This window comes from Sphingobium sp. DEHP117, assembly GCF_030867385.1.
Lineage (GTDB): Bacteria > Pseudomonadota > Alphaproteobacteria > Sphingomonadales > Sphingomonadaceae > Sphingobium.
Genome location: NZ_JAPFBJ010000001.1, coordinates 1,127,329 through 1,151,335 on the forward strand (window position 1 = coordinate 1,127,329; position 24,007 = coordinate 1,151,335).

At 64.8% G+C, this 24,007-nt stretch carries 21 protein-coding genes and 1 tRNA gene; 12 read left to right on the plus strand and 10 right to left on the minus strand.

Annotation, left to right across the window (positions count from 1 at the left end; genetic code table 11):
* The first annotated feature begins 38 nt into the window (after positions 1–38).
* From ribB to OOT33_RS05635, 8 genes are all read left to right on the plus strand, one after another.
* Entirely contained in the window at positions 39–1,319 is a 1,281-nt protein-coding gene (gene ribB, locus OOT33_RS05600) for a 3,4-dihydroxy-2-butanone-4-phosphate synthase (RefSeq protein WP_307749009.1), read from the plus strand.
* A 12-nt stretch (positions 1,320–1,331) separates the two neighbouring features.
* Positions 1,332–1,754, plus strand: coding sequence for a 6,7-dimethyl-8-ribityllumazine synthase (gene ribH, locus OOT33_RS05605; protein ID WP_307749010.1), 423 nt, complete (start codon positions 1,332–1,334; stop codon positions 1,752–1,754).
* A 58-nt stretch (positions 1,755–1,812) separates the two neighbouring features.
* Positions 1,813–2,484 carry a COQ9 family protein gene (locus tag OOT33_RS05610; RefSeq protein ID WP_307749011.1) on the plus strand — a complete coding sequence of 224 codons (672 nt, stop codon included), beginning with the start codon at positions 1,813–1,815 and terminating at the stop codon, positions 2,482–2,484.
* A 41-nt stretch (positions 2,485–2,525) separates the two neighbouring features.
* Positions 2,526–3,173: an outer membrane lipoprotein carrier protein LolA gene (locus OOT33_RS05615; protein ID WP_373690504.1), complete on the plus strand. Its 648-nt coding sequence runs from the start codon at positions 2,526–2,528 to the stop codon at positions 3,171–3,173.
* A gap of 249 nt (positions 3,174–3,422) precedes the next feature.
* A complete protein-coding gene (locus OOT33_RS05620) occupies positions 3,423–4,217 on the plus strand; it encodes an exodeoxyribonuclease III (protein WP_307749012.1) in 795 nt (264 codons plus the stop codon).
* The gene (ribA, locus tag OOT33_RS05625) at positions 4,217–5,290 is read left to right on the plus strand and encodes a GTP cyclohydrolase II (RefSeq protein ID WP_307749013.1); all 1,074 of its coding nucleotides are present in this window, start codon (positions 4,217–4,219) and stop codon (positions 5,288–5,290) included. Before OOT33_RS05620 ends, ribA begins: the two co-directional genes overlap by 1 nt.
* Positions 5,287–5,811, plus strand: a complete 525-nt coding sequence (locus OOT33_RS05630) for a L,D-transpeptidase family protein (RefSeq protein ID WP_307749014.1) — start codon at positions 5,287–5,289, stop codon at positions 5,809–5,811. Before ribA ends, OOT33_RS05630 begins: the two co-directional genes overlap by 4 nt.
* Positions 5,812–5,903: 92 nt before the next feature.
* Positions 5,904–6,335, plus strand: a complete 432-nt coding sequence (locus OOT33_RS05635; RefSeq protein WP_307749015.1) for a hemerythrin domain-containing protein — start codon at positions 5,904–5,906, stop codon at positions 6,333–6,335.
* 24 nt (positions 6,336–6,359) lie between these two features.
* On the opposite strand, the gene OOT33_RS05640 is transcribed toward OOT33_RS05635, so the two are convergent.
* Complete coding sequence (locus OOT33_RS05640) at positions 6,360–9,125, minus strand: [protein-PII] uridylyltransferase (RefSeq protein ID WP_307749016.1); 2,766 nt, start codon at positions 9,123–9,125, stop codon at positions 6,360–6,362.
* An 8-nt stretch (positions 9,126–9,133) separates the two neighbouring features.
* On the minus strand, positions 9,134–11,782 hold the full coding sequence (gene mutS / locus OOT33_RS05645) for a DNA mismatch repair protein MutS (RefSeq protein WP_307749017.1): 2,649 nt from the start codon (positions 11,780–11,782) through the stop codon (positions 9,134–9,136).
* Between the two features lie 159 nt (positions 11,783–11,941).
* Between mutS and OOT33_RS05650 the strand changes: the two genes are divergently transcribed.
* Entirely contained in the window at positions 11,942–14,203 is a 2,262-nt protein-coding gene (locus tag OOT33_RS05650; protein WP_307749019.1) for a phosphate acyltransferase, read from the plus strand.
* On the opposite strand, the gene OOT33_RS05655 is transcribed toward OOT33_RS05650, so the two are convergent.
* Positions 14,204–14,884: an SAM-dependent methyltransferase gene (locus OOT33_RS05655; RefSeq protein WP_307749021.1), complete on the minus strand. Its 681-nt coding sequence runs from the start codon at positions 14,882–14,884 to the stop codon at positions 14,204–14,206.
* Complete coding sequence (locus OOT33_RS05660) at positions 14,881–15,990, minus strand: Ppx/GppA phosphatase family protein (protein WP_307749022.1); 1,110 nt, start codon at positions 15,988–15,990, stop codon at positions 14,881–14,883. Before OOT33_RS05660 ends, OOT33_RS05655 begins: the two co-directional genes overlap by 4 nt.
* Before the next feature lie 176 nt (positions 15,991–16,166).
* Here OOT33_RS05660 and OOT33_RS05665 point away from each other — a divergent pair.
* Positions 16,167–16,240 (plus strand) — tRNA-Gln (locus OOT33_RS05665).
* Positions 16,241–16,294: 54 nt separating this feature from the next.
* On the opposite strand, the gene OOT33_RS05670 is transcribed toward OOT33_RS05665, so the two are convergent.
* Positions 16,295–17,308 (minus strand): polyprenyl synthetase family protein, encoded by a 1,014-nt coding sequence (locus OOT33_RS05670; protein ID WP_307749023.1) that lies wholly within the window; start codon positions 17,306–17,308, stop codon positions 16,295–16,297.
* Positions 17,309–17,407: 99 nt separating this feature from the next.
* Here OOT33_RS05670 and OOT33_RS05675 point away from each other — a divergent pair, with 99 nt between their 5' ends.
* Positions 17,408–17,686: a chorismate mutase gene (locus OOT33_RS05675; RefSeq protein ID WP_307749024.1), complete on the plus strand. Its 279-nt coding sequence runs from the start codon at positions 17,408–17,410 to the stop codon at positions 17,684–17,686.
* 9 nt (positions 17,687–17,695) lie between these two features.
* Here OOT33_RS05675 and OOT33_RS05680 read toward each other — a convergent pair whose 3' ends face one another.
* Positions 17,696–18,262 (minus strand): CvpA family protein, encoded by a 567-nt coding sequence (locus OOT33_RS05680; RefSeq protein ID WP_307749025.1) that lies wholly within the window; start codon positions 18,260–18,262, stop codon positions 17,696–17,698.
* A gap of 11 nt (positions 18,263–18,273) precedes the next feature.
* Positions 18,274–19,653 (minus strand): DNA repair protein RadA, encoded by a 1,380-nt coding sequence (radA, locus tag OOT33_RS05685; RefSeq protein WP_307749026.1) that lies wholly within the window; start codon positions 19,651–19,653, stop codon positions 18,274–18,276.
* Between the two features lie 89 nt (positions 19,654–19,742).
* On the opposite strand from radA, the gene OOT33_RS05690 reads away from it, so the two are divergent.
* Positions 19,743–20,462 carry an endonuclease/exonuclease/phosphatase family protein gene (locus tag OOT33_RS05690; protein WP_307749028.1) on the plus strand — a complete coding sequence of 240 codons (720 nt, stop codon included), beginning with the start codon at positions 19,743–19,745 and terminating at the stop codon, positions 20,460–20,462.
* Positions 20,463–20,465: 3 nt separating this feature from the next.
* Here OOT33_RS05690 and OOT33_RS05695 read toward each other — a convergent pair whose 3' ends face one another.
* The 3 genes from OOT33_RS05695 to OOT33_RS05705 form a co-directional block, all read right to left on the minus strand.
* The gene (locus OOT33_RS05695) at positions 20,466–21,869 is read right to left on the minus strand and encodes a nitronate monooxygenase (RefSeq protein ID WP_307749318.1); all 1,404 of its coding nucleotides are present in this window, start codon (positions 21,867–21,869) and stop codon (positions 20,466–20,468) included.
* Positions 21,870–21,977: 108 nt separating this feature from the next.
* Positions 21,978–23,135 carry a glycosyltransferase gene (locus tag OOT33_RS05700; RefSeq protein WP_307749029.1) on the minus strand — a complete coding sequence of 386 codons (1,158 nt, stop codon included), beginning with the start codon at positions 23,133–23,135 and terminating at the stop codon, positions 21,978–21,980.
* Positions 23,128–24,006 (minus strand): alpha/beta fold hydrolase, encoded by an 879-nt coding sequence (locus OOT33_RS05705; RefSeq protein ID WP_307749030.1) that lies wholly within the window; start codon positions 24,004–24,006, stop codon positions 23,128–23,130. Before OOT33_RS05705 ends, OOT33_RS05700 begins: the two co-directional genes overlap by 8 nt.
* Position 24,007: the final 1 nt, after the last annotated feature.

The window sequence follows — 24,007 nt, forward strand, 5'->3', positions numbered from 1 at the left end:
CGCTTGACTATCACATTACAGTGTGATTATCCTGCATAATGTCTATGCAGCTCATTGACCAGATCACATCGTTGATCCGTAGCGGTGCGATGTCTCGCTCCGGCCTTGCCCGCGCAGCAGGCCTCCACGCCAACAGCCTGCGCAAGCTCGGCGACGGCGACTGGAACCCCACAGCGGACACCCTATCCCGCCTCGAAGCCTATCTCGCCAAGCGCGAGAGCGGCACTGCGCTCGCCAGCCCGGAGGAGATCATCAACGAGGCGCGCAATGGGCGCATGTACATCCTCGTCGATGATGAAGACCGCGAGAACGAGGGCGATCTCATCATCCCGGCTCAGATGGCAACGCCGGACGCAATCAACTTCATGGCTACTCATGGCCGGGGCCTGATCTGCCTTGCGCTCAGCAAACAACGGGTCGATCAGCTGGGGCTGGACCTGATGAGCCGCGCCAATGGCACCCGGCATGAGACCGCGTTCACCGTCTCTATCGAGGCGCGCGAGGGTGTGACCACCGGCATATCGGCGGCCGACCGCGCCCGGACCATCGCCGTCGCGATCGACTCGTCGAAGGGGCGGCAGGACATCGTGACGCCGGGCCACGTCTTCCCCCTCGTCGCGCGCGACGGCGGCGTCTTGATCCGGACCGGCCACACCGAGGCAGCCGTGGACGTGTCGCGCCTTGCCGGGCTCAATCCCTCCGGCGTGATCTGCGAGATCATGAACGACGACGGCACGATGGCGCGACTGGAAGATCTTATCCCGTTCGCCCGCCGCCATAACCTCAAGATCGGCACAATTCGCGATCTGATCGCCTATCGGCGGCGGCACGACCATCTGGTGGAACGACGGGCCGAAGCCAGCTTCACCAGTCGCTGGGGCGGCGAGTGGAAGGCGATCACCTTCTACAACACGGCAACGCAATCCGAGCAGCTTGTGTTGCAAAAGGGCAATATCGACCCTGACAAGCCGACTTTGGTGCGGATGCATCAGATCAGCCCCCTCGCTGACGTCTTTGGCGCGGAAGGCGCGCGTTCCGGCTTGTTGGCCCGGTCTATGGAGGCCATCGGCGCAGCAGGATCAGGGCTTATCGTCGCTATCAATCGCCGCAGTCCGAACGACTTCTCCCGTCTTCTGCAAGTGCATTCGGGCCAACAAACGCGAGACATGGATGAGCTGCGCGACTATGGCGTCGGCGCACAAATTCTGGCCGAGCTGGGCGTGCACGACATGATCCTGCTCACCAACACCCAGCATAGCCTCGTAGCACTCGACGGCTATGGCCTCGCGGTGGTGGGCCAGCAGTCGATAGATATTTGAGGAGCACAAAAGGTGGCCCATTTCCTGATCATTGAGGCACGATTTTACGACCACCTGAACGACCTGCTGATCGAGGGCGCGGTTGCCGCGCTGGAGGGGGCCGGACATAGCCACGAGGTCATCACCGTGCCGGGCGCGCTGGAAATTCCGGGCGCGGTGGCGCTGGCCAGCGAGAGCGGCCGCTATGACGGTTATATCGCGATTGGCGTCGTGATCCGCGGCGAAACCTATCACTTTGAGGTGGTCTCCAACGAGAGCGCACGTGGCCTGATGGCGCTCTCGCTCGATGGCCTGCCGATCGGCAACGGTATTTTGACGGTGGAGAACGAGGCGCAGGCCCTCACCCGCGCCCGCCGAACGGAGAAAGACAAAGGCGGCGAGGCGGCGAAGGCAGCCATCCGCATGCTGGAGCTGCGGAAGCAGTTCGCCTCCTGATCGGGGGCGAGGCCGCTTTCCCTCTTGCCTGCCTCGCACGCTGGCTTACATGAGAAGCATGGCCGTTTCTCCTCCCCTTCCATCGGACCCCACCCTTGATGAGGTGCGCGCCGCGCTGGCTCCGCTCGTCGCCCGCGACGCCGCCTTTGACGGCTGGAGCCAGGCGGCGGTGGATATGGCGGCCCAGCAGGCGGGCGTTGACAAGGAAATTGCCGCCCTCGCGTTTGACGGCGGCGCCATTGCCATGATCGACGCATGGTTTGCGCATGTCGACGCTGCGATGCTAACAGCCTGCACACCCGAGCGACTGAGCGTCATGAAGGTGCGCGCCAAGATCACTGCCCTCATCGAGGCGCGGCTCAAAGCCTTGGCGCGGGACAAGGAGGCCCTGCGCCGGGCCTTGTCCATCCTCTCCCTGCCCCAGAATGTAGCGCGCGCGGCAAGCCTAGGCTGGCGTGCGGCGGACCATATCTGGCGCGCAGCGGGCGACACTGCGGTCGACTATAACCATTATACCAAGCGCACGCTCGTGGCCGGCATCTATGCCGCTACGTTGCTGGTGCTCCTGGACGACGAGAGCGAGGGTCACGCCGATACAAAGGCCTTCCTCGGCCGCAGGATCGAAGGCGTTATGCGGTTCGAAAAGGCGAAGGCGCGCCTTTCCGCCAACGCGGAACGCCGCCCCAGCCTTGCGCGTTTCGTTGGTCGCCTGCGCTATCACGCGCGTTGACATTCAGGCCAAGTTCAAGGCCGATGCCTCAAAGGACCCTGATGAAGCCCATCCGATATGCCCTCATGCTGGCGTGCTGTGCAGCACCCATGCTCGCTGCGCCGACGAAGACGCAGGCTCAAGCCGCCACCAGCAATGCGCAGGACCTCGCCCGCGTCGCCGACTATATCCGCCAGACCAAAAGCCTGGTCGCCAGCTTCGCCCAGACCGACCGCAATGGCCAGACGCTGACCGGCACACTCTCCCTCAAGCAGCCCGGCAAGATCCGCTTTCAGTATCAGAAGGGCGTGCCGCTGCTCATTGTGGGCGACGGCAAGGCGCTGACGGTGATCGATTACGAGGTGCGGCAGGTGCAGCGCTGGCCGATCGGCAGCTCTCCCCTCGGCGCGCTCATCGACCCATCGCGCGACTTCACCAAATTCAGCAAGGTGATCCAGACCGGTGACCCGGCCACCCTTTCGATAGAGGCGCGTGACCCCAAACGCCCGGAGTTCGGCACCATCACCCTCGTCTTCCAGCGGCAGCCGTCAGCACCCGGCGGCCTCAATCTATACGGCTGGGTCGCGCGCGATGCGCAAGGCAACCGCACGGCGGTTCGCCTTTCTTCGCAGCAGTATAATGCGCCGGTTGCGGACTCTGTTTTCCGCTGGAGAGATCCCCGTCCCTCCGGGCCGCGTGGAGGCGGCTAACCGAGCCGTCAGAGCGATGAACGGGGCGTTTCTACAGTCTGTTAATGTTGGGGACAGCCACCGCCCACTATAAGGGGTCAACCGCAGAGGAAGCGGCCGGACTTCCCCCTGTTATCCGGCATGCCCCCTTTGTGATTGCGCCCAATAGCGCATACTGGAACCCTCGCTCCATGCCCCCGGAGCGGGGGTTCTTCATTAACTCTGAACCCCTCTTGCTTCGCCATGCCAAGCCCCCTAGGGGATGGGGTCATGCCTCAAACACTTAAAATCGCATCGTGGAATATCAACAGCGTCCGCGCCCGTATTGACCTTGTCACCCGGTTCCTGACCGAAGAAGCACCGGACATCCTCTGCCTGCAGGAAACCAAGGTGACGGACGATATCTTCCCCGGCGGCGTGTTCCGCCAGATGGGCTATAATCACCACATCCTCCATGGCCAGCCGATGCACCACGGCGTCGCGATCATCAGCAAGGTGCCGATGCGCGAGGATGACCGACTGGACTGGCAGGCCAACCGTGAGGCGCGCCATGTCGGCGTGCGGCTCGACAACGGCGTGCGGCTCGAAAACGTCTATGTCCCGGCAGGGGGCGAGGTGCCCAATCGCGACGAGAATCCCAAATTCGGGCAAAAGCTCGATTTTCTCGAGCGGATGATCGAGTGGTCTTCCAACCTCTCGGTGCCGACGATCCTCACAGGAGACTTCAACATCGCCCCGCTGGAATGCGATGTGTGGAACCACAAGCAATTGATCGACGTGGTCAGCCACACGCCACTGGAGTGCGAACTGCTCGGCCGCCTGCAGGCCGCGCACAACTGGGTCGATCTGGGCCGCCAGTTCTTCCCCGCGCCACAGCGGCTCTACACCTGGTGGAGCTATCGCGCGAAGGACTGGCTTGCGTCAGACCGGGGGCGCAGGCTTGACCATATGTGGGTGAGCCCCGAACTGGCGGACAAGGCGGTGAGCCACCGCGTGATCGAGGGATGCCGCAGCTGGGCGCGCCCGTCCGACCATGCGCCGCTCGTCACGGAGTTCGTCTTCTGATGAACGCGGATGCGTCCGCGCGGTCGGTCGCACGGGCGATAGACGCGCTGCGGCGCGGCTGGGCGATCGAGGTGACTGCCGGGGGCAAGGCGCTGCATCTGCTCAGCGTTGAGAGCGCGGACGAGCAAAGCCTTCCGCTATTCGATCCCGCCTCGACTGCGCCGATCCTGATCTCCGCGTCACGGGCGCAGACGCTGCGCCTCGCCAACCAGCGCGAGGCTGCAGACCCGGAGGCGCCGGTACTGGTGCAGCGGGAAAGCTGGATTGACCTTGGCGGCGCGATGGCGCTGGCCGATCCGGTGCGAGACCTTGCGACCCCGCTCAAAGGCCCGTATCGCGCGCTTTCCCTGCCCAATCCGGAACTCGCTGCGGCCGCGCTTCGCCTCGCCCGGCTGGCTGGAATATTGCCTGCGTTCTTCGTGGCGAGCACACCGGTACCCACCGAGGCCAGCGCAGAGGCGAGCTCAATCATGGTCTATGGCGGTGGGCCTCAGCTCCACATCGCCACCCGCGCCCGCCTGCCGGTCTCGGCTGCTGAAAATGCGGAGATTGTCGCTTTCCGCACCCCCGGCGACCCGCGCGAGCATGTCGCGCTCGTGGTCGGCACACGGGATGACAGCGTTCCGGTGGTGCGGCTGCACAGCGAATGCCTGACCGGAGATGTGCTGGGCAGCCTCAAGTGCGACTGCGGGCCACAGCTTCACGCCGCACTGCATCAGATCGCCCATGCGCGCTGGGGCGTGCTGCTTTACCTGCGGCAGGAAGGGCGTGGCATCGGCCTCATCAACAAGCTGCGCGCCTATGCGCTGCAGGATCAGGGATTCGACACGGTCGACGCCAACACCCGCCTCGGCTTCGCGATCGACGCGCGCGATTTTTCGGTGGCGGCGCAGATGCTCAAGCTGATCGCGGTCGACGAAGTGCGGCTGCTGACCAACAACCCGGCCAAGGTCACCGGGCTGGAGGCAGAAGGGATCAGGGTGGCAGAGCGTGTCCCACTCTCCATCGCCGCCAACCCGCACAATGCCCGCTATCTCGACACAAAGCGGGATCGCACCGGGCACCAGCTATGACGATGCGCCTGCGCGTCGACACCGCCGCGCGGCTGCTGCATTTTAACGGCGAGGCTATCCCCTGCGCCATCGGCAAGGGCGGGGCATGTGCCGCGTCCGAAAAGCGTGAAGGCGATGGCTGCACGCCGCGGGGCATCTGGCCAATCCGGGGTGCGCTACTGCGGCCAGGGCGTGTGGCATTGACGCGGGCACCGCTCCTCCCGTGGCGCTGGACACGTGCAAACGATGGCTGGTCAGACAGCATCGACGACCCGGCCTATAACCGCCCCATCCTCCTCCCCCACCCCTTCTCTCACGAGCACCTCCAGCGCGAGGATGCCGCCTACGACATCGTCATAGTGCTCGGTCACAACGACGCGCCGCCACAGCCCGGCCTGGGCAGCGCGATATTCTGGCATATTTGGGTGGCGGATACGGTCGGGCTGCCCAAGCCGACCGAAGGCTGCATTGCCATTTCGCGCGCTGACATGGACCGCATCCTGCCTGCGCTAGAATCGAGTATGGCTATGGAAATCCAGTAAAAGCAATAATATACCTTATGTTCCCATTGCGATAAGGCATTGATTAACCGAAAGTCGGATATGCGCGGAGGATATCCAGGTGGAGGTACGCCATGCATAACTTGGCCAGGCTTGTCGACGAACATGACGCATTGGCAGACGCCGCGCGCACCCTGATTGCGTTCGCTACAGAGGAGTGTGGCCGCCCGGCCGAAGCACACCGGGAACTGACCGGCTTCAGAGACCGGCTCGATGTGCACCTCGCAGCAGAAGCGGACTTCATTTATGCTGACGAGATGCGCAAGGATCCTACCCGCCTCGATACCGAAATAATCGCATTCGAGCAGGAATTTGCGGACCTCAAGAACAACTGGGCGGATTATCTTGAGCAGTGGTCGCTCGAGGCAATAACGGCCGATTGGGCCGGCTTCGCCAATGCTACAACCATGATGATGCGTCGCCTGCTGGAGCGGATCGATGCGGAAAACGCGATACTCTATCCCCTGGCCCTGCAACATGGGCGCATCCGGCTGCGCGCGGCCTGAGCAGCGCACGACATGGCGGCGTGATCATGCCGCCATTTGCTGCTCCGCCGTCCGTGCCTCTGAGGCCTCCAGCAGCCTTCGCTCCAATGTCTGCAGCCGCGATTTGCTCTCGATCTTTCCACCGAGCAGATCGGTGATGTAGAAAGTATCGACCGCGCGCTCGCCGTACGTGCTGATATGCGCGCTGTGCACGGTCACCTTGGACTGGAAGAGGGCATAAGCAAGGTTGAACAGCAACGCCGGCTTGTCCCGCGCATGGATCTCTATCACCGTGAAGCGGTTGGACGCCTTGTTGTCGATCAGTACGTTGGGCGCGATGGCGAATGCCTCCGCGCGGGTCCGCGAGAGCGGGCGGGCTTCGAGCCGGGGCTGAAGCTTCTGCTTGTTGGCAAGCGCGTCCTTGATGGCCTGCTCGATGCGCGCCAGCTGGCTCGGCTCGTCAAATGGCCGCCCGAGCGGGTCCTGCACCAGAAAGTTGTCGATCGCCATGCCATCGCGCGTGGTGTGGATGCGCGCGTCGATGATGCTGCCGCCCGCGACGTGAATCGCACCGGCAATCCGATAAAAGATGCCGGGGTGATCGGCTGCATAGATGGTGACAAGGCTGGCGCCGCGCTCGGGGTACACCTGCGCCGCGATGGATAGCGGTTCCTTGCCCGCCGCCAATATGTGGCGGGCATTGTGCGCAAGAATGTCATCCGCTTCGGCGATCAGATAGCTATCCGGCAGGCGCTTTGCCAGGCGGGCAAATTCCGCCTCGCTGACGTTGAGCGTTGCCTTGAGCGCCGCCAGCTTGGCCGCGATCCGCTCCTTGCGCCCGCTCGATTTATGGCCCAGGCGCAGCACCTCTTCTGCCCCATGATAGAGATCGCTCAGCAGCTGCCGCTTCCAGCTGTTCCACACGCCCGGCCCAACCGCGCGGATATCTACCGTGGTCAACATCAGCAACAACCGCAGCCGCTCGGCGCTCTGCACGGTTTCGGCAAAATCCATTATGGTCTTGTAATCCGAAAGGTCGCGCTTGAAGGCGGTCGAACTCATCAGCAGATGATAGCGGACCAGCCACGCGACCGTCTCGGTCTCGGCAGCGCTCATCCCCAGGCGCGGGCAAAGCTTTTCAGCGACCTCCGCCCCCAATATGCTGTGATCCCCGCCCCGGCCTTTGGCAATGTCATGCAGCAGCACCGCGACATACAGCACCCGGCGCGAAACCAGCCTGCCCATCAGCTCGGTGGAGAGCGGATGATCCTCCGCCAGCTCTCCGCGTTCGATCTGGGCCAGCAGTCCAACCGCGCGGATGGTGTGCTCATCCACCGTATAGTGATGGTACATGTCGAACTGCATCTGCGCGACGACACGGCCGAAATCCGGAATGAAGCGGCCGAAAACATTCGCTTCGTTCATCCAGCGCAGCACGGTTTCGGGGTCGCGCGGTGAGGTGAGCACCTCGAGGAAGAAGGCGTTTGCGCGCGGGTCCTTGCGCACGGCATGGTCGATCAGCGGTGCGTCCCTACGCGCCGCGATCATCGCGCTGGGGTGAATGGCAAGGCCGTGCCGATCCGCCAGCGCGAAAATCTCCAGCAGGCGCACGGGGTCCTTCTGGAAGAAATCATCGCTGGAGAGCGCAATGCGCCCACGCTCCAGCACGAACCCGTCGAGCTTTCGCGGGCGGCGGAACAGCGTCGGCATGAAGCGCCGCCCCCGCACGGCCCATTGCTCGTCCAGATGCGCCAGAAACACCCCGGTCAGATCGCCCACCAGTTTCGCCATCAGAAAATAATAGCGCATGAACCGCTCGACGCTCGAGCGCCCCTCGCGCGCCGTGAACCTCATGCGCCGCGCCACCTCGAGTTGAAGGTCGAAGGTCAGCCGGTCTTCCTCACGCTTTGTGACGGCGTGAAGATGACAACGCACCGCCCACAGGAAATTCTCGGCCTTCTGAAACTGTTTCAACTCTTGCCGGGTGAGCAGGCCGGCCTCGACCAAGCCAGCCACATTATCGACCCGGTTCACATATTTGCCAATCCAGAACAGGGTCTGCAGGTCGCGCAGGCCACCCTTTCCTTCCTTGACGTTCGGCTCGACGACATAGCGGCTGTCGCCCATGCGTTTGTGCCGCTCCTCCCGTTCCGCCAGCTTTTCAGCGACGAAGCTACGCGCGCCGTCTTTCACAATCTCAGCGCCGAAGCGAGCGCGCGCCGAATCATATACTGCGCGATCCCCCCACACATAGCGCGCCTCCAGCAGGGCGGTGCGCACGGTGAGGTCCGCCTTCGCCATGCGGATCATTTCATCGACTGAACGGCTGCTATGCCCCACCTTCAGGCCCAGATCCCACAGCGAGTAGAGCATCGATTCAATGACCTGCTCGGTCCAGCTTGTCGGCTTGTAGGGCGTGACAAAGGCGATATCGACATCAGAGCCGGGCGCCATTTCGCCGCGGCCATAGCCACCCACGGCAAGCAGCACCATCTGCTCGGACGTGCTGCGGTTGCCTGGGTCATAGAGGTGACGGATCGTTGCGTCGTAGAGGATGCGCAGGATCTGGTCTGTAAGAAACGCGAATGCCTGCACCGTCTCGCGCCCATTGGTGGGGTGGGCCTCAAGTCGCCGCATCGCCTCCGCGCGACCCGAAGCCAGCGCGTCGACGAGCACGGCAACGATTATTCCGCGCAGAACCGTGGCGTCGTTGCTGCCCGCCTCGGCCAGCAACTGTTCCAGACGGTCGGCCACCGCGCGGCGGTCTATGATCGCCCTGCGGTTGGGCAATGCTGAGAAAAAATCGCTCATGGCCTTATCTAGGGTTTCCTCGCCGTGTCCGCCACCGCTTTGAGCTTGTAAATCAGCTCCAGCGCCTCGCGCGGGGTCAGAGCGTCCGCGTCTGTCGCATTGAGCAGCTCCTTTAGCGGATCGGGGTTACTATCTTCCTTATCGGGCATCGTGGCAGCAAACAGCGGCAGATCGTCCAGCCCAGCCGCGATGCCGCCGGTCTTGGCTCGCCCCGCCTCCAGCTTGGCCAGCACCGCCTTGGCGCGCGCCAGCACAGCGGGCGGCAGGCCCGCGAGGCGCGCCACGGCAATGCCATAGCTCCGGTCCGCCGGGCCTTCCGTAACCTCATGCAACAGCACGAGGTCGCCCTTCCATTCGCGCGCGCGGACATGATGGAGCGAGAGGGCGGACAACGTCTCGGCAAGGCGCGTCAGCTCATGATAATGCGTTGCGAACAGGCATCGGCACTGGTTCACCTCATGCACAGCCTCCACCACCGCCCAGGCCAGCGCGAGGCCATCATAGGTTGATGTACCGCGCCCGACTTCATCAAGGATCACGAAGCTGCGTGATGTAGCCTGAGAGAGGATTGCCGCCGTCTCGACCATCTCGACCATGAAGGTCGAGCGCCCGCGCGCCAGATTGTCCGACGCACCGACGCGGCTGAACAGCCGGTCGACAAGGCTCAATGTGGCGGACTGCGCGGGCACATAGCTCCCCGCCTGCGCCAACAGCACGATCAGTGCGTTCTGCCGCAGGAAGGTCGATTTGCCACCCATGTTGGGGCCGGTGACGAGCCAGAGCCGGTCCGCTGCCGCCAGCGTGCAGTCGTTGGCGACGAACGCCTGCCCCTCGCGCCGCAAGGCCTCCTCCACCACAGGATGCCGCCCGCCGACAATCTCCAGCCGCTGATCCGCCACGAAGGCGGGCCGCGCCCAGCCTCCTTCCGCCGCGCGCTCGGCCAGGGCGGCGGCCACATCCAGCCGCGCCAGCGCCTGCGCCGCGCGCGTGATCGCCTCCTTGCGGGCAAGCGCCTGCTCGATCAGGCTTTCGAGATGCGCTGCCTCGGCGGCGAGGGCATGCGCGCCCGCCTGTGTCACCCGGTTCGCTTCCTCGTGCAGATCGACGGAGTTGAAACGCACCACTCCGGCCAGCGTCTGCCGGTGCGTGAAGCCCGAACCCTCGCGCATCAGCGCGTCGCCGTGCTTGCCCGGCACCTCAACATGATAACCCAGCACCGCATTGTGGCGGATCTTGAGGGCGGAAATGCCGGTCTCATTGCGATAGCGGGCCTCAAGCTGCGCGATGGCCCGCCGCCCGTCGCTCGCCAGACGACGCAGGTCGTCCAGCGCCGCGTCATACCCTTCCGCAATATAACCGCCGGACGATGCCTCGGTCGGCGGGGTGGGGACAAGCGCGCACGTCAGCTCATCCACAAGCTCGCCATGGCCATCGAGCGCCGGGAGCAGCCGGTCTAGCAGGGCAGGCCCCGCCGCCCCGTCCGCCCTCCCCAGTCGCTCTCGCAGGGTACGCGCTCCAGACAGGCCATCACGAAGCTGCCCCAGATCGCGCGGCGAACCGCGCCCGAACGCGAGCCTGCCCAGCGCGCGGCCAATATCGGGCAATGCCCTCAGCGCCGCGCGCAGGGCGTCCCTCCTGCCGCTGTCGTCATGCAGCCATTGCACCAGATCGAGCCGTGCGCCGATCTCGCCCTCATCCAGCAACGGCGCGGCAAGGTCCGCCGCCAAGAGCCGCGCGCCCGCGCCCGTCACGGTCCGGTCGATGCTGTGGAGCAGGCTGCCCGCCCGGCTGCCGCTCATCGTGCAGACGATCTCCAGGCTCTCGCGCGTCGCAGCATCAATCGCCATATGGCTGCCCGGCGCGATGTGAATCGGCGGCGCCAGATGCGGCAGGCGCCCCTGCCCGGCATGATCGAGATAGCCCAGCAACCCGCCAATGGCGGCCAGCTCGGCGCGGCAAAAGCTGCCGAACCCGTCGAGCGTCGCCACGCCGAACAGGCCTTTCAGCCGTGCCTCCGCGCGCGCGGACGAAAACGCAGCCTTGTCGAACATGTGCGCGCCTGGAACATCGAGCGCGCAGCCTTCCGCCACCACGATCTCGGAAGCGCCCAAGCGCGCCAGTTCGGCGGAAAGCGCCGCGCTATCGACGCTCATTGCCTCGAACCGGCCGGTCGATATGTCCGCCGCCGCGAGCGCAATCTCGCCGCCAGCCTCGCCGATAGCGACCAGCATATTGTCCACCCGCGCGTCGAGCAGCGTATCCTCGGTCAAGGTGCCGGGGGTGACATAGCGGATGATGCCGCGCGCGACCAAGGCCTTGCTGCCGCCGCGCGCCTTCGCCTCGGCGGGGGTCTCGGTCTGCTCGGCAATTGCCACGCGGTGCCCGGCGCGGATCAGACGGGCGAGATAGGCCTCCGCGCTATGCACCGGCACACCGCACATAGGAATGGGAGCGCCGCCATGCTCCCCGCGCGAGGTCAGCGCGATGTCGAGCGTTTGTGCGGCCGCCTTGGCGTCATCGAAAAACAGCTCGAAAAAGTCGCCCATGCGATAGAACAGCAGGCAGTCCCGCGCCTGCGCCTTCAATTCGAAATACTGCGCCATCATGGGCGTCATCGACGCGGCGGCAGCGTGCGCGGAGGCGGCGGGTTGATCCATCGGCCCATGCGATAGCGGCTTCGGCTGCGCATGGAAAGGCCGCTCCGTAACGGCTTCCCACCGACAACTAATTTGCCCCCGCCCCTTGTCGGGTGCCTATAAATAAAGCTAGGGCAACCACCATCTGCACGCCTCGGTCCAATAAAAAGGGAGACATCCATGTCCGATCGCCCGACAATCGAATTTTCCGAGCGTGAGGCACTTTTTTTCCATTCGACCGGGCGCCCCGGCAAGATCGAAATCGTCGCGTCCAAGCCGATGGCAACGCAGAGAGACCTGTCGCTTGCCTACTCCCCCGGCGTTGCGGTGCCGGTAAAGGCGATCGCCGATAATCCTGCGACAGCCTATGATTACACCGCCAAGGGTAACCTGGTCGCGGTCATCTCGAACGGCACAGCGATCCTGGGCCTCGGCAATCTGGGCGCGCTCGCTTCCAAGCCGGTGATGGAAGGCAAGGCGGTACTGTTCAAGCGCTTCGCCGACGTGGACTCGATCGACATCGAAGTGGCGACCGAGGACCCACAGGCGTTCATCGACGCGGTGGCCCTGCTCGAGCCCACGTTCGGCGGCATCAACCTTGAGGATATCAAGGCGCCCGAATGCTTCATGATCGAGCAGGCGCTGAAGGAGCGGATGAACATCCCGGTCATGCATGACGACCAGCATGGCACCGCGATCATCTGTGCGGCGGGGCTGATCAACGCGCTCCACCTCACCGGGCGCGATATCAAGGATGTCAGCATCGTCGTAAACGGCGCGGGCGCAGCGGCGATTGCCTGCACAGAGCTGATCATCGCGATGGGTGCGGACAAGGCACGCATTCTGATGTGCGATAGCAAGGGCGTCATCTATCAGGGTCGCACCGAAGGCATGGACCAGTGGAAATCGGCCCATGCCGCCAAGACTGATCGACGGTCGCTGGAGGAAGCGCTCAAGGGCGCAGATGTTTTCATCGGGCTTTCCGTGAAGGATGCGGTCAAGCCCCATATGGTGAAGGACATGGCGGCAAAGCCCATCATCTTCGCCATGGCGAACCCCGACCCCGAAATCACGCCGCCAGACGCGAAGGCCGCGCGGCCCGACGCCATCGTCGCAACCGGGCGTTCGGATTACCCGAACCAGGTCAACAACGTGCTCGGCTTCCCGTTCATCTTTCGCGGCGCGCTGGATGTACGGGCGACCGCAATCAACGAGGCGATGAAGATCGCCGCGGCCGAAGCCATCGCCGATCTCGCGCGCCAGCAGGTGCCGGAGGAAGTGGCGCGCGCCTATGGCAAGCAACACAATTTCGGGCCGGACTATATCATTCCCGCCCCATTCGATCCGCGCCTGATGGAGGTCGTGTCCACGGCCGTCGCCAAGGCAGCAATGGAGAGCGGCGTCGCACAGAAGCCGATCGAGGACATGGATGCCTATCGCCAGGCCCTCAAGGCCCGGCTCAATCCAACCACGTCGGTGCTGACGCTGGCTTACGAAAGCGCGAAGGCACACCCCAAGCGCGTCGTCTTCGCCGAGGGTGAGGAGGAAGTGGTCCTTCGCGCCGCCATCCAGTTCCGCGATGGCGGCTATGGCATTCCGGTGCTGGTCGGGCGGCAGGATGTCTATGACCGGCTGCGCGCGCTGGGCGTTGCCGATCCGCACAGCTTCGAGGTGCACAACAGCGTGAACTCGCCGCTCGTGCCCAAGATGGTCGACGCGCTCTATGCCCGCCTGCAACGGCGCGGTTATCTGCGGCGCGACTGCGAGCGCATGGTGAACCGGGACCGCAACATCTTCGGCTCGCTGCTGCTCAAGATGGGCGAGGCGGATGCGATGATCACCGGCATGACGCGCACCTATGCCCAGACCATGCGCGAAGTGCGCCGGGTGATCGATCCGGTGCCCGGCCGCACGAACTTCGGCGTCCACATCCTCGTTGGTCAGAGCCACACCGTATTCATGGCGGATACGACGGTGCACGAGCGCCCCTCGGCGATCGAGCTGGCCGACATAGCGGAGGGCACAGCCGCTGTCGCCCGCCGCATGGGGCACGAGCCGCGCGTTGCCTTCCTCTCCTATTCCACCTTCGGCAATCCGTGGGGCAACTGGCTGGAGAATATCCGCGAGGCGGTCGCGATACTCGACGAGCGCGGGGTCGACTTCGAATATGAAGGCGAGATGGCGCCGGACGTGGCATTGAACCCCACTGTGATGAAGAATTACCCGTTCTGCCGCCTGTCCGGGTCGGCCAATTGCCTCATCATGCCCGGCCTGCAGTCGGCCAATCTGTCCGCCAAGCTGTTGCGTGAACTGGGCGGAGACAGCGTGATCGGCCCGATGCTGGTCGGCATGGAAAAATCGGTACAGGTTGCAACGATGGCATCGAACGCCAGCGAGCTGCTCACCCTTGCCGTGCTCGCGGCGGGCGGGATAACAGGATAATCATTCGGGCGGGGTATCGGTGCTCCGCCCCTTGAACCCCTGGGCAATCACATACCACTCGCTGCTGCCCTTGCGGCTTGCGGGGGGCTTGGCGTGCTTCACAGTAGCGAAGTTGCGCTTCAGGAGCACGAGTAGCTCCTTGTCCGTGCCGCCCGCAAAGACCTTCGCGACGAAAGCCCCGCCGGGCTTCAGGTGCTCAACTGCGAACCATGCCGCCGCCTCCACCAGCCCCATGGTGCGCAGATGATCGGTCTGCGCATGGCCGACGGTGTTTGCCGCCATGTCTGACAGCACGAGGTCCGGCGCTTCGCCCAGCGCCTTGGCAAGCGCCGCGTCCGCTGCTTCGTCGGTGAAATCCATCTGGAGCAGCGACACGCCCTCGATCGCGTCGACCGGCAACAGGTCGATGCCCACCACCTTCGCCTGCGGCGTGCGCTTGCGCACCACCTGCGCCCAGCCGCCCGGTGCGACGCCGAGGTCCACCACAGCGCGCGCGCCTTTCAGCAAGCCGAACTTGTCGTCCAGCTCCATCAGCTTGAACGCCGCGCGGCTGCGCCAGCCTTCGGCCTTCGCCTGTTTGACATAAGGATCGTTGAGTTGCCGCTGCAGCCAGCGGGTCGATTGTGCGCTGCGGTTCTTCGCGGTTTTGACCCTCACGCGCCCGGCGCCTGCGCCCCTCACAGCCGCTGCTCCATCAGACAGCGCAATATTCCCTCGCGAATGCCCCGGTCGGCAATGCCAAGGCGCTCGGCGGGCCAGATGTCGAGAATGCCCTCTAATATTGCACAACCCGCGATCACGAGGTCCGCCCGCTCCGGCCCGATGCTCGGCAGCGCGCGCCGCTCCTCCAGCGTCATCAGGGAAAGCCGTTGCGAAATGGCGCGCATCGAGCCGGTCGGCACTATCAACCCGTCAATCAGCTGGCGGTTATATTTCGGCAGGTCGAGGTGCACGCTCGCCAGCGTCGTCACCGTGCCTGAGGTGCCGAGCAGGCGCGGCTGGTGCGCGGGTGTGGGAACCCGCCGGGCAAACGGCGTGATGGCGTCGGCAACGCGCGCGCGCATCCGGCTATAGGCCTCGACCCGGGCGTTCGGCGCGCTCCCCTCCGGCGCGCCCTCGCATTCGGTGAGCGACACCACGCCCCAAGGCATGCTGAGCCAGTCAATGATGCGCGGGCCGGGGCCGGTGCTCTCCACCAGCACAAGCTCGGTCGACCCGCCGCCGATGTCGAAGATCAGCGCGGGGCCATCCCCCGGTTCCAGCAGGGCGTGGCAACCAAGCACTGCCAGTCGCGCTTCCTCCTGCGCCGAGATGATATCGAGCGCGATGCCGGTCTCGCGCTTCACCCGCGCGATGAACTCCGCACCATTCGACGCGCGGCGGCACGCCTCGGTCGCCACGGATCGCGCGAGCGTAACCTGCCGCGCGCGCAGCTTCTCCGCGCAGACGGAGAGCGCCGCCACCGCCCGGTCCATCGCGGCCTGCGACAGGGCGCCCGTCGCCGCCAACCCCTCGCCCAGCCGGACGATGCGTGAGAACGCGTCCACCACGACGAACCCGTCGGCAGACGGCTTTGCGATCAGCAGGCGGCAGTTGTTGGTCCCCAGATCGATCGCGGCATAGCTCGTTCTTGAGGAACCGGCGCGAGAGGCTGTCGGGCGTGGGGGTCTGATGCGGCTGGCCTGCCCGTCCTGTGTTGGCGCGGGAACGGATGCGGTCTCCGTAACCCCTTCCTGCCGCAAAGACGGGCGCACTTTCGCTGCCCTCTGGCGGGTCTGTTGCGCCATGCCTCGTCACTCACTTATGCCACAGCCGCGCGGTGCGCGCGGTACTTGGGCATGACCCTAAGGCCTGCGGGCGCCATGCGCAACCCGCCGGAAAGAGCCATCGTCATAATCGGGCAAACAAGCGGTGCGTGGCGCCTTGACAGGGCTGAGACGCCAGCCTAGATCGACGCCTCCGTTGCCCCGTCGTCTAAAGGTAAGACTACGGACTCTGACTCCGTCAATCGAGGTTCGAATCCTCGCGGGGCATCCAAATCTGCCGAAGCTGCGCAGTCAAGCGTGTTATGCCGCCCTTCCGGCGGCGGCCTCAGTACGCCCGCGCGATCGCGAACTCGACCGCCTCGATCAGCGCGTCCTTGGCCTTGCCCGCCGGGAAGATGCCGAGTGCGTCGATCGCCCGCTGGCCATAATGCCGTGCGCGCGCCAGCGTATCGTCGATCGCGCCTGAGCGGCGCAGCAGCGTGGTGGCATGGGCGAGGTCGTCATCAGACACCTTGTGCCCCGCAATGGCCGCGCGCCAGAACGCCCGGTCCTCGTCATTCCCGCGCGCATAGGCGAGGATGACGGGCAGCGTCACCTTGCCGTCGCGGAAGTCGTCGCCCAGGTCCTTGCCCATCGTCGCGCCGTCCGAGGCATAGTCGATGGCGTCGTCGACCAGCTGGAACGCGATGCCCAGATGGCGGCCATAATTGTCCAGCGCCTGCTCCTGCGCCTCGTCCTTCTCGGCCACGACGGCGGCAATGCGGCAGGCGGCGGCGAAAAGCGCGGCCGTCTTGGCGTTGATGATGTCGAGATATTGTTCTTCGTCGGTCTCGACCCGGCGCTGCGCGGAGAGCTGGTTGACCTCGCCCTCGGCAATCACGGCCGAGGCGTTGGAAAGGATCTTGAGAACCTTCAGCGAGCCGTCCTCGACCATCAGCTCGAAGCTGCGGCTGAACAGGAAATCGCCTACGAGCACGCTGGCGCTGTTGCCCCAGATGATGTTCGCTGTCTTGCGTCCGCGCCGCATGCCGGAGCCATCGACGACATCGTCGTGCAGCAGCGTTGCGGTGTGGATGAACTCCACCGCGGCGGAAAGCTTGTGATGGCGCGTGCCCATATACTGGATCAGGCGCGCGCAGGCGAGCGTGAGCATCGGGCGCATGCGCTTGCCCCCGCCAGCGATAAGATGGCCCGCCAGTTCGGGGATCAGCGGGATCCGCGATTGCATCCGGTCCAGGATCACCGCGTTGACGCTGTTCATGTCCTCCGCGACGAGGGTCATCAGCGGATCGAGCGAGGGCGGCGTGGCGCGGCCGATGCGGTGGATGCTTGCGGTCATGGCGGCGATTTACGCCCTCATGCGCCAAAGGCAAGCGTTAACCCTTGCGCGCGTGCGCATCAGCGGCAAAAAGGCGCTGACCAAGAGGGGAGAGAAGCGGTGAGCGAATCGCTGGATCAATTTCGGCAAAGCATCGACAATATCGACGCGGCGCTCATCTATATGCTGGCCGAGCGGTTCAAGGTGACGCAGGCAGTGGGGCGCTATAAGGCCGAGCATGCGCTGCCCCCGGCCGATCCCGGGCGCGAGGAGCGCCAGATCGCGCGGCTCCGCCAGCTCGCCGCCGATGCCAATCTCGACCCTGTGTTCGCCGAAAAATTCCTGCGCTTCATCATTGATGAGGTCATCCGCCATCACCGGCAGTTTCAGGGGGGCTGAGAGAGCCACCTACTGCGCGTTTTCCTCATCCGCCAGCGTGCGATCCTTGTCACCCGCCTCATCCTGAGCCAGCGCATCTTCGCCATTCATGCGCCGTCCGATCATCTGGCTCATCGCCTCGCCGCTGGCATTGAGCAACGGATAGCTGCGCGAGGTGCTGATCCAGCCGGGAAGGCCGCCGTCCTTGCCGAAGAAAAACTGATAGGCGAGCGAGAAGGCAAGGAAGGCGAGCGTCGCCACCACCAACCCCTTGAGCGCGCCAAAGCCCGCGCCCAGCACACGATCCATCGGCCCGATCACGGAGGAGCGAACCCCCTGCCCCACCCGCCCGGCGATCAGCTTGCCGGCGAGAAAGGTTAGCGCAAACAGGCCGCCGAACGCCAGCAGCGAAGCGGTCGCTCCCGCGCCGATCCACACACCCGCAAGGTCGGTGATCGGCGCAAGGAACAGCCGCACGGCGACAACCGCCACCACCCAGGCGAGGAGCGAGAGCACCTCCTGCACGAAACCCCGGAGAAAGCCCGTAACGGCCATTCCCCCCATCAGCAGCACCAAGGCCATATCGAGCGCGGTCATGGCGCGCAGGCTTATCCGCGCCCCAGCACCCGGTCAACATAGTGCGACAGCGCGCGGTAGCCCTGAAGCTGCATCCCGCCCTCGTCCGCGCTGATGTTGGCGGGAACGCCGGCCAGCTCGAACCCCAGCTTCTTCGCTTCGCGCAGGCGCAGCTGGGCGTGGGAAACAGGCCGGATTTCTCCCGAAAGCGCCACTTCGCCAAAGAAGATCGCGCCGCTCGGCACCGGCCGCTCGGCGAGCGCGGAGACGAGCGCCGCCGCCACGGCAAGGTCCGCCGCCGGGTCCGCGATCCGGTATCCACCCGCCACGTTCAAATAGACCTCGCAATTGGCGAAGCTGAGGCCGCAGCGCGCCTCCAGCACAGCGAGCAACATCGCGAGCCGCCCGCTGTCCCACCCGACGACCGCACGGCGCGGCGTCGCCCCGCTCTGCAGCCGCACGGTCAGCGCCTGAATCTCGACCAGCACCGGGCGCGTGCCCTCCAGGGCCGGAAACACGGTGGCGCCGGTCACGCTTTCGGCGCGGTCGGTGAGGAACAGCGCGCTGGGGTTGGGCACCTGCTCCAGCCCCTGCTCCGCCATTGCGAACACGCCGATCTCGTCCGTTCCACCAAAGCGGTTCTTGAGCGCGCGCAATATGCGATACTGGTGGCTGCGTTCGCCCTCGAAGGCGAGCACGGTATCGACCATATGTTCAAGCACGCGCGGCCCGGCAATGCTGCCGTCCTTGGTGACATGGCCGACGAGCACCAGCGCGGTGCCGTTTTCCTTGGCAAACCGAATCAGCTCCTGCGCCGAGGCGCGCACCTGGCTGACTGTACCAGGCGCGCTGTCGATCAGGTCCGAGTGCATGGTCTGGATCGAATCAATCACCAGCAGGTCCGGCGCTGCGCCGTCCCGCCCCGCCTGCCCCATGGTCGCCAATATGTCGCGCACCGAGGTGGCGCTGGCGAGCTGGACCGGCGCATCACCCAGCCCCAGACGCCGCGCGCGCAGGCGCACCTGATCGGCCGCTTCCTCGCCGCTGATATAGGCGACACTCAGGCCGCGCCGCGCCATTTCCGCCGCCGTCTGAAGCAGCAGCGTCGATTTGCCGATGCCCGGATCGCCGCCGATCAGCGTCACGCTGCCCGACACCAGCCCGCCGCCCAGCGCGCGGTCGAACTCCGCTATCCCGGTCGCTGCACGCTCCGGCAGCGCGACCTCGCTGTCCAGCGTGGTGAGCACCAGCGCCCGCCCACCTTTCTGGAGGTCATGCCGCGCGGCAAAGACCGTGGGCGCCGCCTCCTCGACAAGCGTGTTCCACCCGCCGCAATCGTCGCACTGCCCCTGCCACCGGGGTGATGACCCTCCGCACTGCTGACACACAAAATTTTTCTTCGCCTTGGCCATGCGTGGAATATGCAGAACATTTAGCGAACATCAAGGGCAAATCGACATGGTGGTGGAAACGGTCGCAGGCTTCGGGCATTGGGACACCCATGCATCCTTCGCCGCGCCACCCACAGGCCATTCGCATCGCCAGCTACAATATCCGCAAGGCCATCGGCACCGACCGGCGTCGTAACCCGGAACGGGTTCTTGCCGTGCTGGCGGAGGTGGATGCCGACATCGTTGTGCTGCAGGAGGCGGACCGGCGCTTCGGTGCGCGGACAGCCGCCCTCCCCCCCGCCCTGCTGGAACTGCACAGCGACTATCGCGCCGCGCCGCTGAATGTGCAGTCTGACAGCATCGGTTGGCATGGCAATGCGATCCTGCTGCGCAAATCGGCGGAGTTGCGGCAATCCGACATCATTCACCTGCCCTGTCTGGAGCCACGCGGAGCCGTGCTGGCCGAGGTCGCGCTGAATGGATTTACACTTCGGCTGATCGGCATGCACCTCGATCTCTCGGGCCTGTGGCGCAGGCGGCAGGCGGCGGCGATCGTCCACGCGCAGGCGCATCTGCCCGAAATGCCGACCGTGCTGGCCGGAGACCTGAACGAATGGAGTGCCGAACGCGGCTGCCTCGCCGATTTCGCGCGGCATTTCCGGTTCGCAGAGACCGGCAAGAGCTTTCACGCACGCAGGCCGGTGGCACGGCTTGACCGCATCTTGCATTGCGGCCGCCTGAGACCGTCGGCAGCGGGCGTACACGATAGCGCGCTGGCACGGCGCGCGTCAGACCATCTGCCGATCTGGGCCGACTTCAAGCTGGCTTAGCGCCTAGTCTCCGGTGAGGATCCGGTCCACCAACTGCTTCACCGTCGGCACGAAGCCGTTGGAATAGAACGGATCCTGCCCAAACTTGAACGCGCTGTGCCCGGCAAACATCAGGTTGTTCTCCGGCTCGCCACCATGGGCGATGTCCTGCAGTGTCTTCTGGATGCAGAAGCTGCGCGGATCGGCGAGCCGCCCGGTGGTATAGTCGTCATAATCCTTCCAGCTCGAAAAGCCGCAGTGAGAGAGGCAGCCCATGCAGTCCGTCTGGTCCTTGCGGATTTCCGCGCGCTCGGCCTCGGTGACGAAGACGAGCGTGTTGTCAGGTGTCTTCAGCGCGCTGGTGAACCCCGCGCCAAACCACTCGCGCGCGCGCAGCAGGTCGCCGGGCGTGACCCAGAAATTCTTGCCCTTCACCCCCACATCGAGCTGATAGGTATGGTCGCCCGCATGCTCCAGCGAAAACGCAATCTGCCGCTCCGACCGCGCCTCGAGATTGCGCAGGAACGGGTTGCGCACTGCCGACGAATAAAAGCCGGTCGGCGAGAAGCGGTGCAGGAGGATGTCGCCCTCCTTGAGGTGGGTCAGCTTGTCCTTCCACACCTGAGGGATCGGGCTTTCCTGCGTCAGCAAGGGCCGTGTGCCGAACTGGAAGGCGATGCTGCCCAGCTCAGGGTTGTCGATCCAGTCGTTCCAGTCGCGCAGATACCAGACGCCGCCCGCCATCACGATCGGCACGTCATCCGAAATACCGCCCTCGCGCATGGTGTCGCGCAGCGCCTTCACGCGCGGGTAGGGATCTTCGGGCTTCAAAGGATCTTCCGCGTTGGAAAGGCCGTTATGCCCGCCCGCGAGCCATGGGTCTTCATACACCACCGCAGCCAGCCATTCCGCCGCCTTGGAATAGGCCCGCTTCCACAGCGCGCGAAAAGCGCGGCCGGAGCTTACGATGGGCAGATAATAAACGCCGTAATGCGCCGCTATCTCGCTCAGCTTGTAGGGCATACCCGCGCCGCAGGTCACGCCCGCCACCATGCCTTTGGTGCGCTCCAGCACGCCGTGCAGCACCTTCTGCGCGCCGCCCATTTCCCACAGCACGTTGATGTTGATCGCGCCCTTGCCGCCCGCAATATCGAATGCGCGCTTTACCTGCTCCACAGCGCCCTCGATGGCATAAGCGACCAGCTCATCATGCCGTTCGCGCCGGGTGCGGCCATGGTAGATCTGCGGGATCGGGTTGCCGAAAGCGTCATAGCTGTCGGCGTTCACGGCCGAAACGGTGCCGATGCCGCCTGCGGCAGCCCATGCTCCGGAACTCGAGTGATTGGAAACAGCGACACCCTTGCCGCCCTCTATCAGTGGCCACACCTCGCGGCCCCCGTAATTGATGGGCTTTAACCCCTTGAACACGTGCATCAGCTCCTGATCGCGACCCGCGCAGTGGCGGATGAAGCGCCGCCTATAGCAACTTTTATCCGGCACGCATGGAAAAAGTGCGCCAGAACGAGTCGCTGCTATCTAACCGGCAGAAAGCACGCCGGGGCGGCTCATTGCATCGGAGTATAGCGCAGAATAGCGCGCCAGCATATCCGTTTCCTGATAGTCCGCCCGCGCCCGCTGTTGGTTGACAGCCCCCAGTGTGGCGCGCAGTCCCGCCTCTCCTGCCATTCTGGCCAGGGCAGCGGAGAAACCCGCCTCATCATGTACCGGCACGATGAACGGCAGATTCGCCTCCGCCACCATGTTGCGTACATCCCCCACATCGGTTGCAACGACCGGCAGCCCTGCCGCCATCGCCTCGACCAGCGAGATCGGGAACTGCTCGCTGTCCGAAGAGAGCGCAAATATGTCGAACAGGCCCATGAAGTGCGCAGGATTCGCCATGAAACCCGGCAGTGCGAGGCGGCTTTCAAAGCCCAGCGCGCGGGCCTGTGCAGCTATCGCGTCGCGTTCCGGCCCCTCGCCCACAATCACCAGCCGCACCTTGTCCCCTAGCGGAGCGGCGGCGCGCACAATGCGGGGCAGGTTCTTTACTGCGCGAAGACCAGCAAGCGTGCCGATAGTGACAACACCCTCCTCGCGCGCAAAGCCGGCGATAGCGTCCGCACGCAGCGGCTTGTGATATGCGGCTACGTCAATGCCATTGGGAATGCGCACCACGCGCCGTCTCGGCTGCGCCCATGCGCCCAGTGCTATGTCTTCCAGCACGCGCGAGGGCACCACCAGCGCGGTGGCCCTCGCCAGCGCCGCCTGCCGGAACAGGTTGCGCTTGGGGTTCAGCCGCGCCGCCTCGTCCTCGTTGAAGCCATCTTCGTGGTGGATGAGCGGCGGCAGCGTCATGAAGGGGCTGAAGATGCGGTGCGCCATCACCCCGTCCATCGACCCCCAGTTGTAGGAGAGGACAAGATCGAAATCGCGCATATGCCGCGCCCATTGCCAATAGCGGCGCAATCCGGGCAGACCGTTGAGCGAGGGGGCTGCGTCCATCGGGAAGGCGCACGGCACGTCGGCGGCAATCGCGGCCCGCGCGCCCATCGCCTCATGGTCTGCGCTGATGACCGTATGATGCGCGCTCTCCCCCCAGTGGTTCATCAGGCGCACCGCCCGCGCCTCCTTGCCGCCGAGGTTGAAACCGCTGTGGAGGTGAAGAATGCGCGGCGGGCGCCCCTCAGCCACGCGCGAGGACCCGTTCCAACAGCCGGTCGATAGCCGCCACCGCCTCCGGCTCGTCCAGCGTCGGCGCATGGCCCACACCGGGCACCGTCACCAGCTCCGCGCTGTTTCCAACAGCTTCCAACATCCTACACGCGGTCTCCGCGCTCATCAGATCAGACAGCTTTCCACGTAGAAAAAGGCATGGAATATCTTGGAAAGCCGCCAGCACCGGCCACATGTCCACACCGGCCTCATTGCCCGGCACCTTCAGCGGTTCGGCAATCCGCTGATCATAATCCAGCACAACCCTGCCGTGGCTGTTCAGGCGATAGAGCCGCTTCGCCATCGCCAGCCATTGCTCCAGGCTATATTCGGGATAGATCGCCCCTTGATTTTCGGCGAGCGCGCGCGCGGCATGCACCCATGTCGGATAGCCGCCGCCCGACCCGACATAGGCGCGGATGCGCTCCAGCCCCGCCTTCTCGATCGTCGGGCCGATGTCGTTCAGAACTGCCCCCGCCAGCCTGTCCCGATGCGTGGGCGCCATGATCATCGTCAGGATCCCGCCGAGCGAGGTGCCTATCGCGACGAAGCGCTTCAGCGCCAGATCGGTCAGCAGCCGCTCCAGATCCTGCACATAGGTGAGCGGAACATAGGTCATCGGGTCCTTGGCATAGGCGCTTTCCGCGCGCCCGCGCATCTCGGGGCAGATCACCCGCCAAGCACCGGCAAGACGATCTGCCAAAGCCTCGAAATCACGCGCGTTGCGGGTCAAGCCAGGCAGGCAGAGCAAAGCAGGGCGGCCGTCATTTTCAGCGTCCGCCGGATAATCACGGTAATGCAGGCGAAGGCCGTCGTTCGACCACCAATATTTGTCTTCGTAGCGCGCCATA

What these genes read in the sequence shown, in the direction of transcription:
- OOT33_RS05635 (WP_307749015.1), top strand. Translation starts at nt 5,904, where the DNA reads ATGCATAACTTGGCCAGGCTTGTCGACGAACATGACGCATTGGCAGAC.
- OOT33_RS05650 (WP_307749019.1), top strand. Translation starts at nt 11,942, where the DNA reads ATGTCCGATCGCCCGACAATCGAATTTTCCGAGCGTGAGGCACTTTTT.
- OOT33_RS05630 (WP_307749014.1), top strand. Translation starts at nt 5,287, where the DNA reads ATGACGATGCGCCTGCGCGTCGACACCGCCGCGCGGCTGCTGCATTTT.
- OOT33_RS05610 (WP_307749011.1), top strand. Translation starts at nt 1,813, where the DNA reads ATGGCCGTTTCTCCTCCCCTTCCATCGGACCCCACCCTTGATGAGGTG.
- OOT33_RS05615 (WP_373690504.1), top strand. Translation starts at nt 2,526, where the DNA reads ATGAAGCCCATCCGATATGCCCTCATGCTGGCGTGCTGTGCAGCACCC.
- OOT33_RS05680 (WP_307749025.1), bottom strand. Translation starts at nt 18,262, where the DNA reads ATGACCGCGCTCGATATGGCCTTGGTGCTGCTGATGGGGGGAATGGCC.
- OOT33_RS05670 (WP_307749023.1), bottom strand. Translation starts at nt 17,308, where the DNA reads ATGACCGCAAGCATCCACCGCATCGGCCGCGCCACGCCGCCCTCGCTC.
- ribB (WP_307749009.1), top strand. Translation starts at nt 39, where the DNA reads ATGTCTATGCAGCTCATTGACCAGATCACATCGTTGATCCGTAGCGGT.
- OOT33_RS05690 (WP_307749028.1), top strand. Translation starts at nt 19,743, where the DNA reads ATGCATCCTTCGCCGCGCCACCCACAGGCCATTCGCATCGCCAGCTAC.
- OOT33_RS05620 (WP_307749012.1), top strand. Translation starts at nt 3,423, where the DNA reads ATGCCTCAAACACTTAAAATCGCATCGTGGAATATCAACAGCGTCCGC.
- ribA (WP_307749013.1), top strand. Translation starts at nt 4,217, where the DNA reads ATGAACGCGGATGCGTCCGCGCGGTCGGTCGCACGGGCGATAGACGCG.
- OOT33_RS05705 (WP_307749030.1), bottom strand. Translation starts at nt 24,006, where the DNA reads ATGGCGCGCTACGAAGACAAATATTGGTGGTCGAACGACGGCCTTCGC.
- mutS (WP_307749017.1), bottom strand. Translation starts at nt 11,782, where the DNA reads ATGGATCAACCCGCCGCCTCCGCGCACGCTGCCGCCGCGTCGATGACG.
- OOT33_RS05640 (WP_307749016.1), bottom strand. Translation starts at nt 9,125, where the DNA reads ATGAGCGATTTTTTCTCAGCATTGCCCAACCGCAGGGCGATCATAGAC.
- radA (WP_307749026.1), bottom strand. Translation starts at nt 19,653, where the DNA reads ATGGCCAAGGCGAAGAAAAATTTTGTGTGTCAGCAGTGCGGAGGGTCA.
- OOT33_RS05660 (WP_307749022.1), bottom strand. Translation starts at nt 15,990, where the DNA reads ATGGCGCAACAGACCCGCCAGAGGGCAGCGAAAGTGCGCCCGTCTTTG.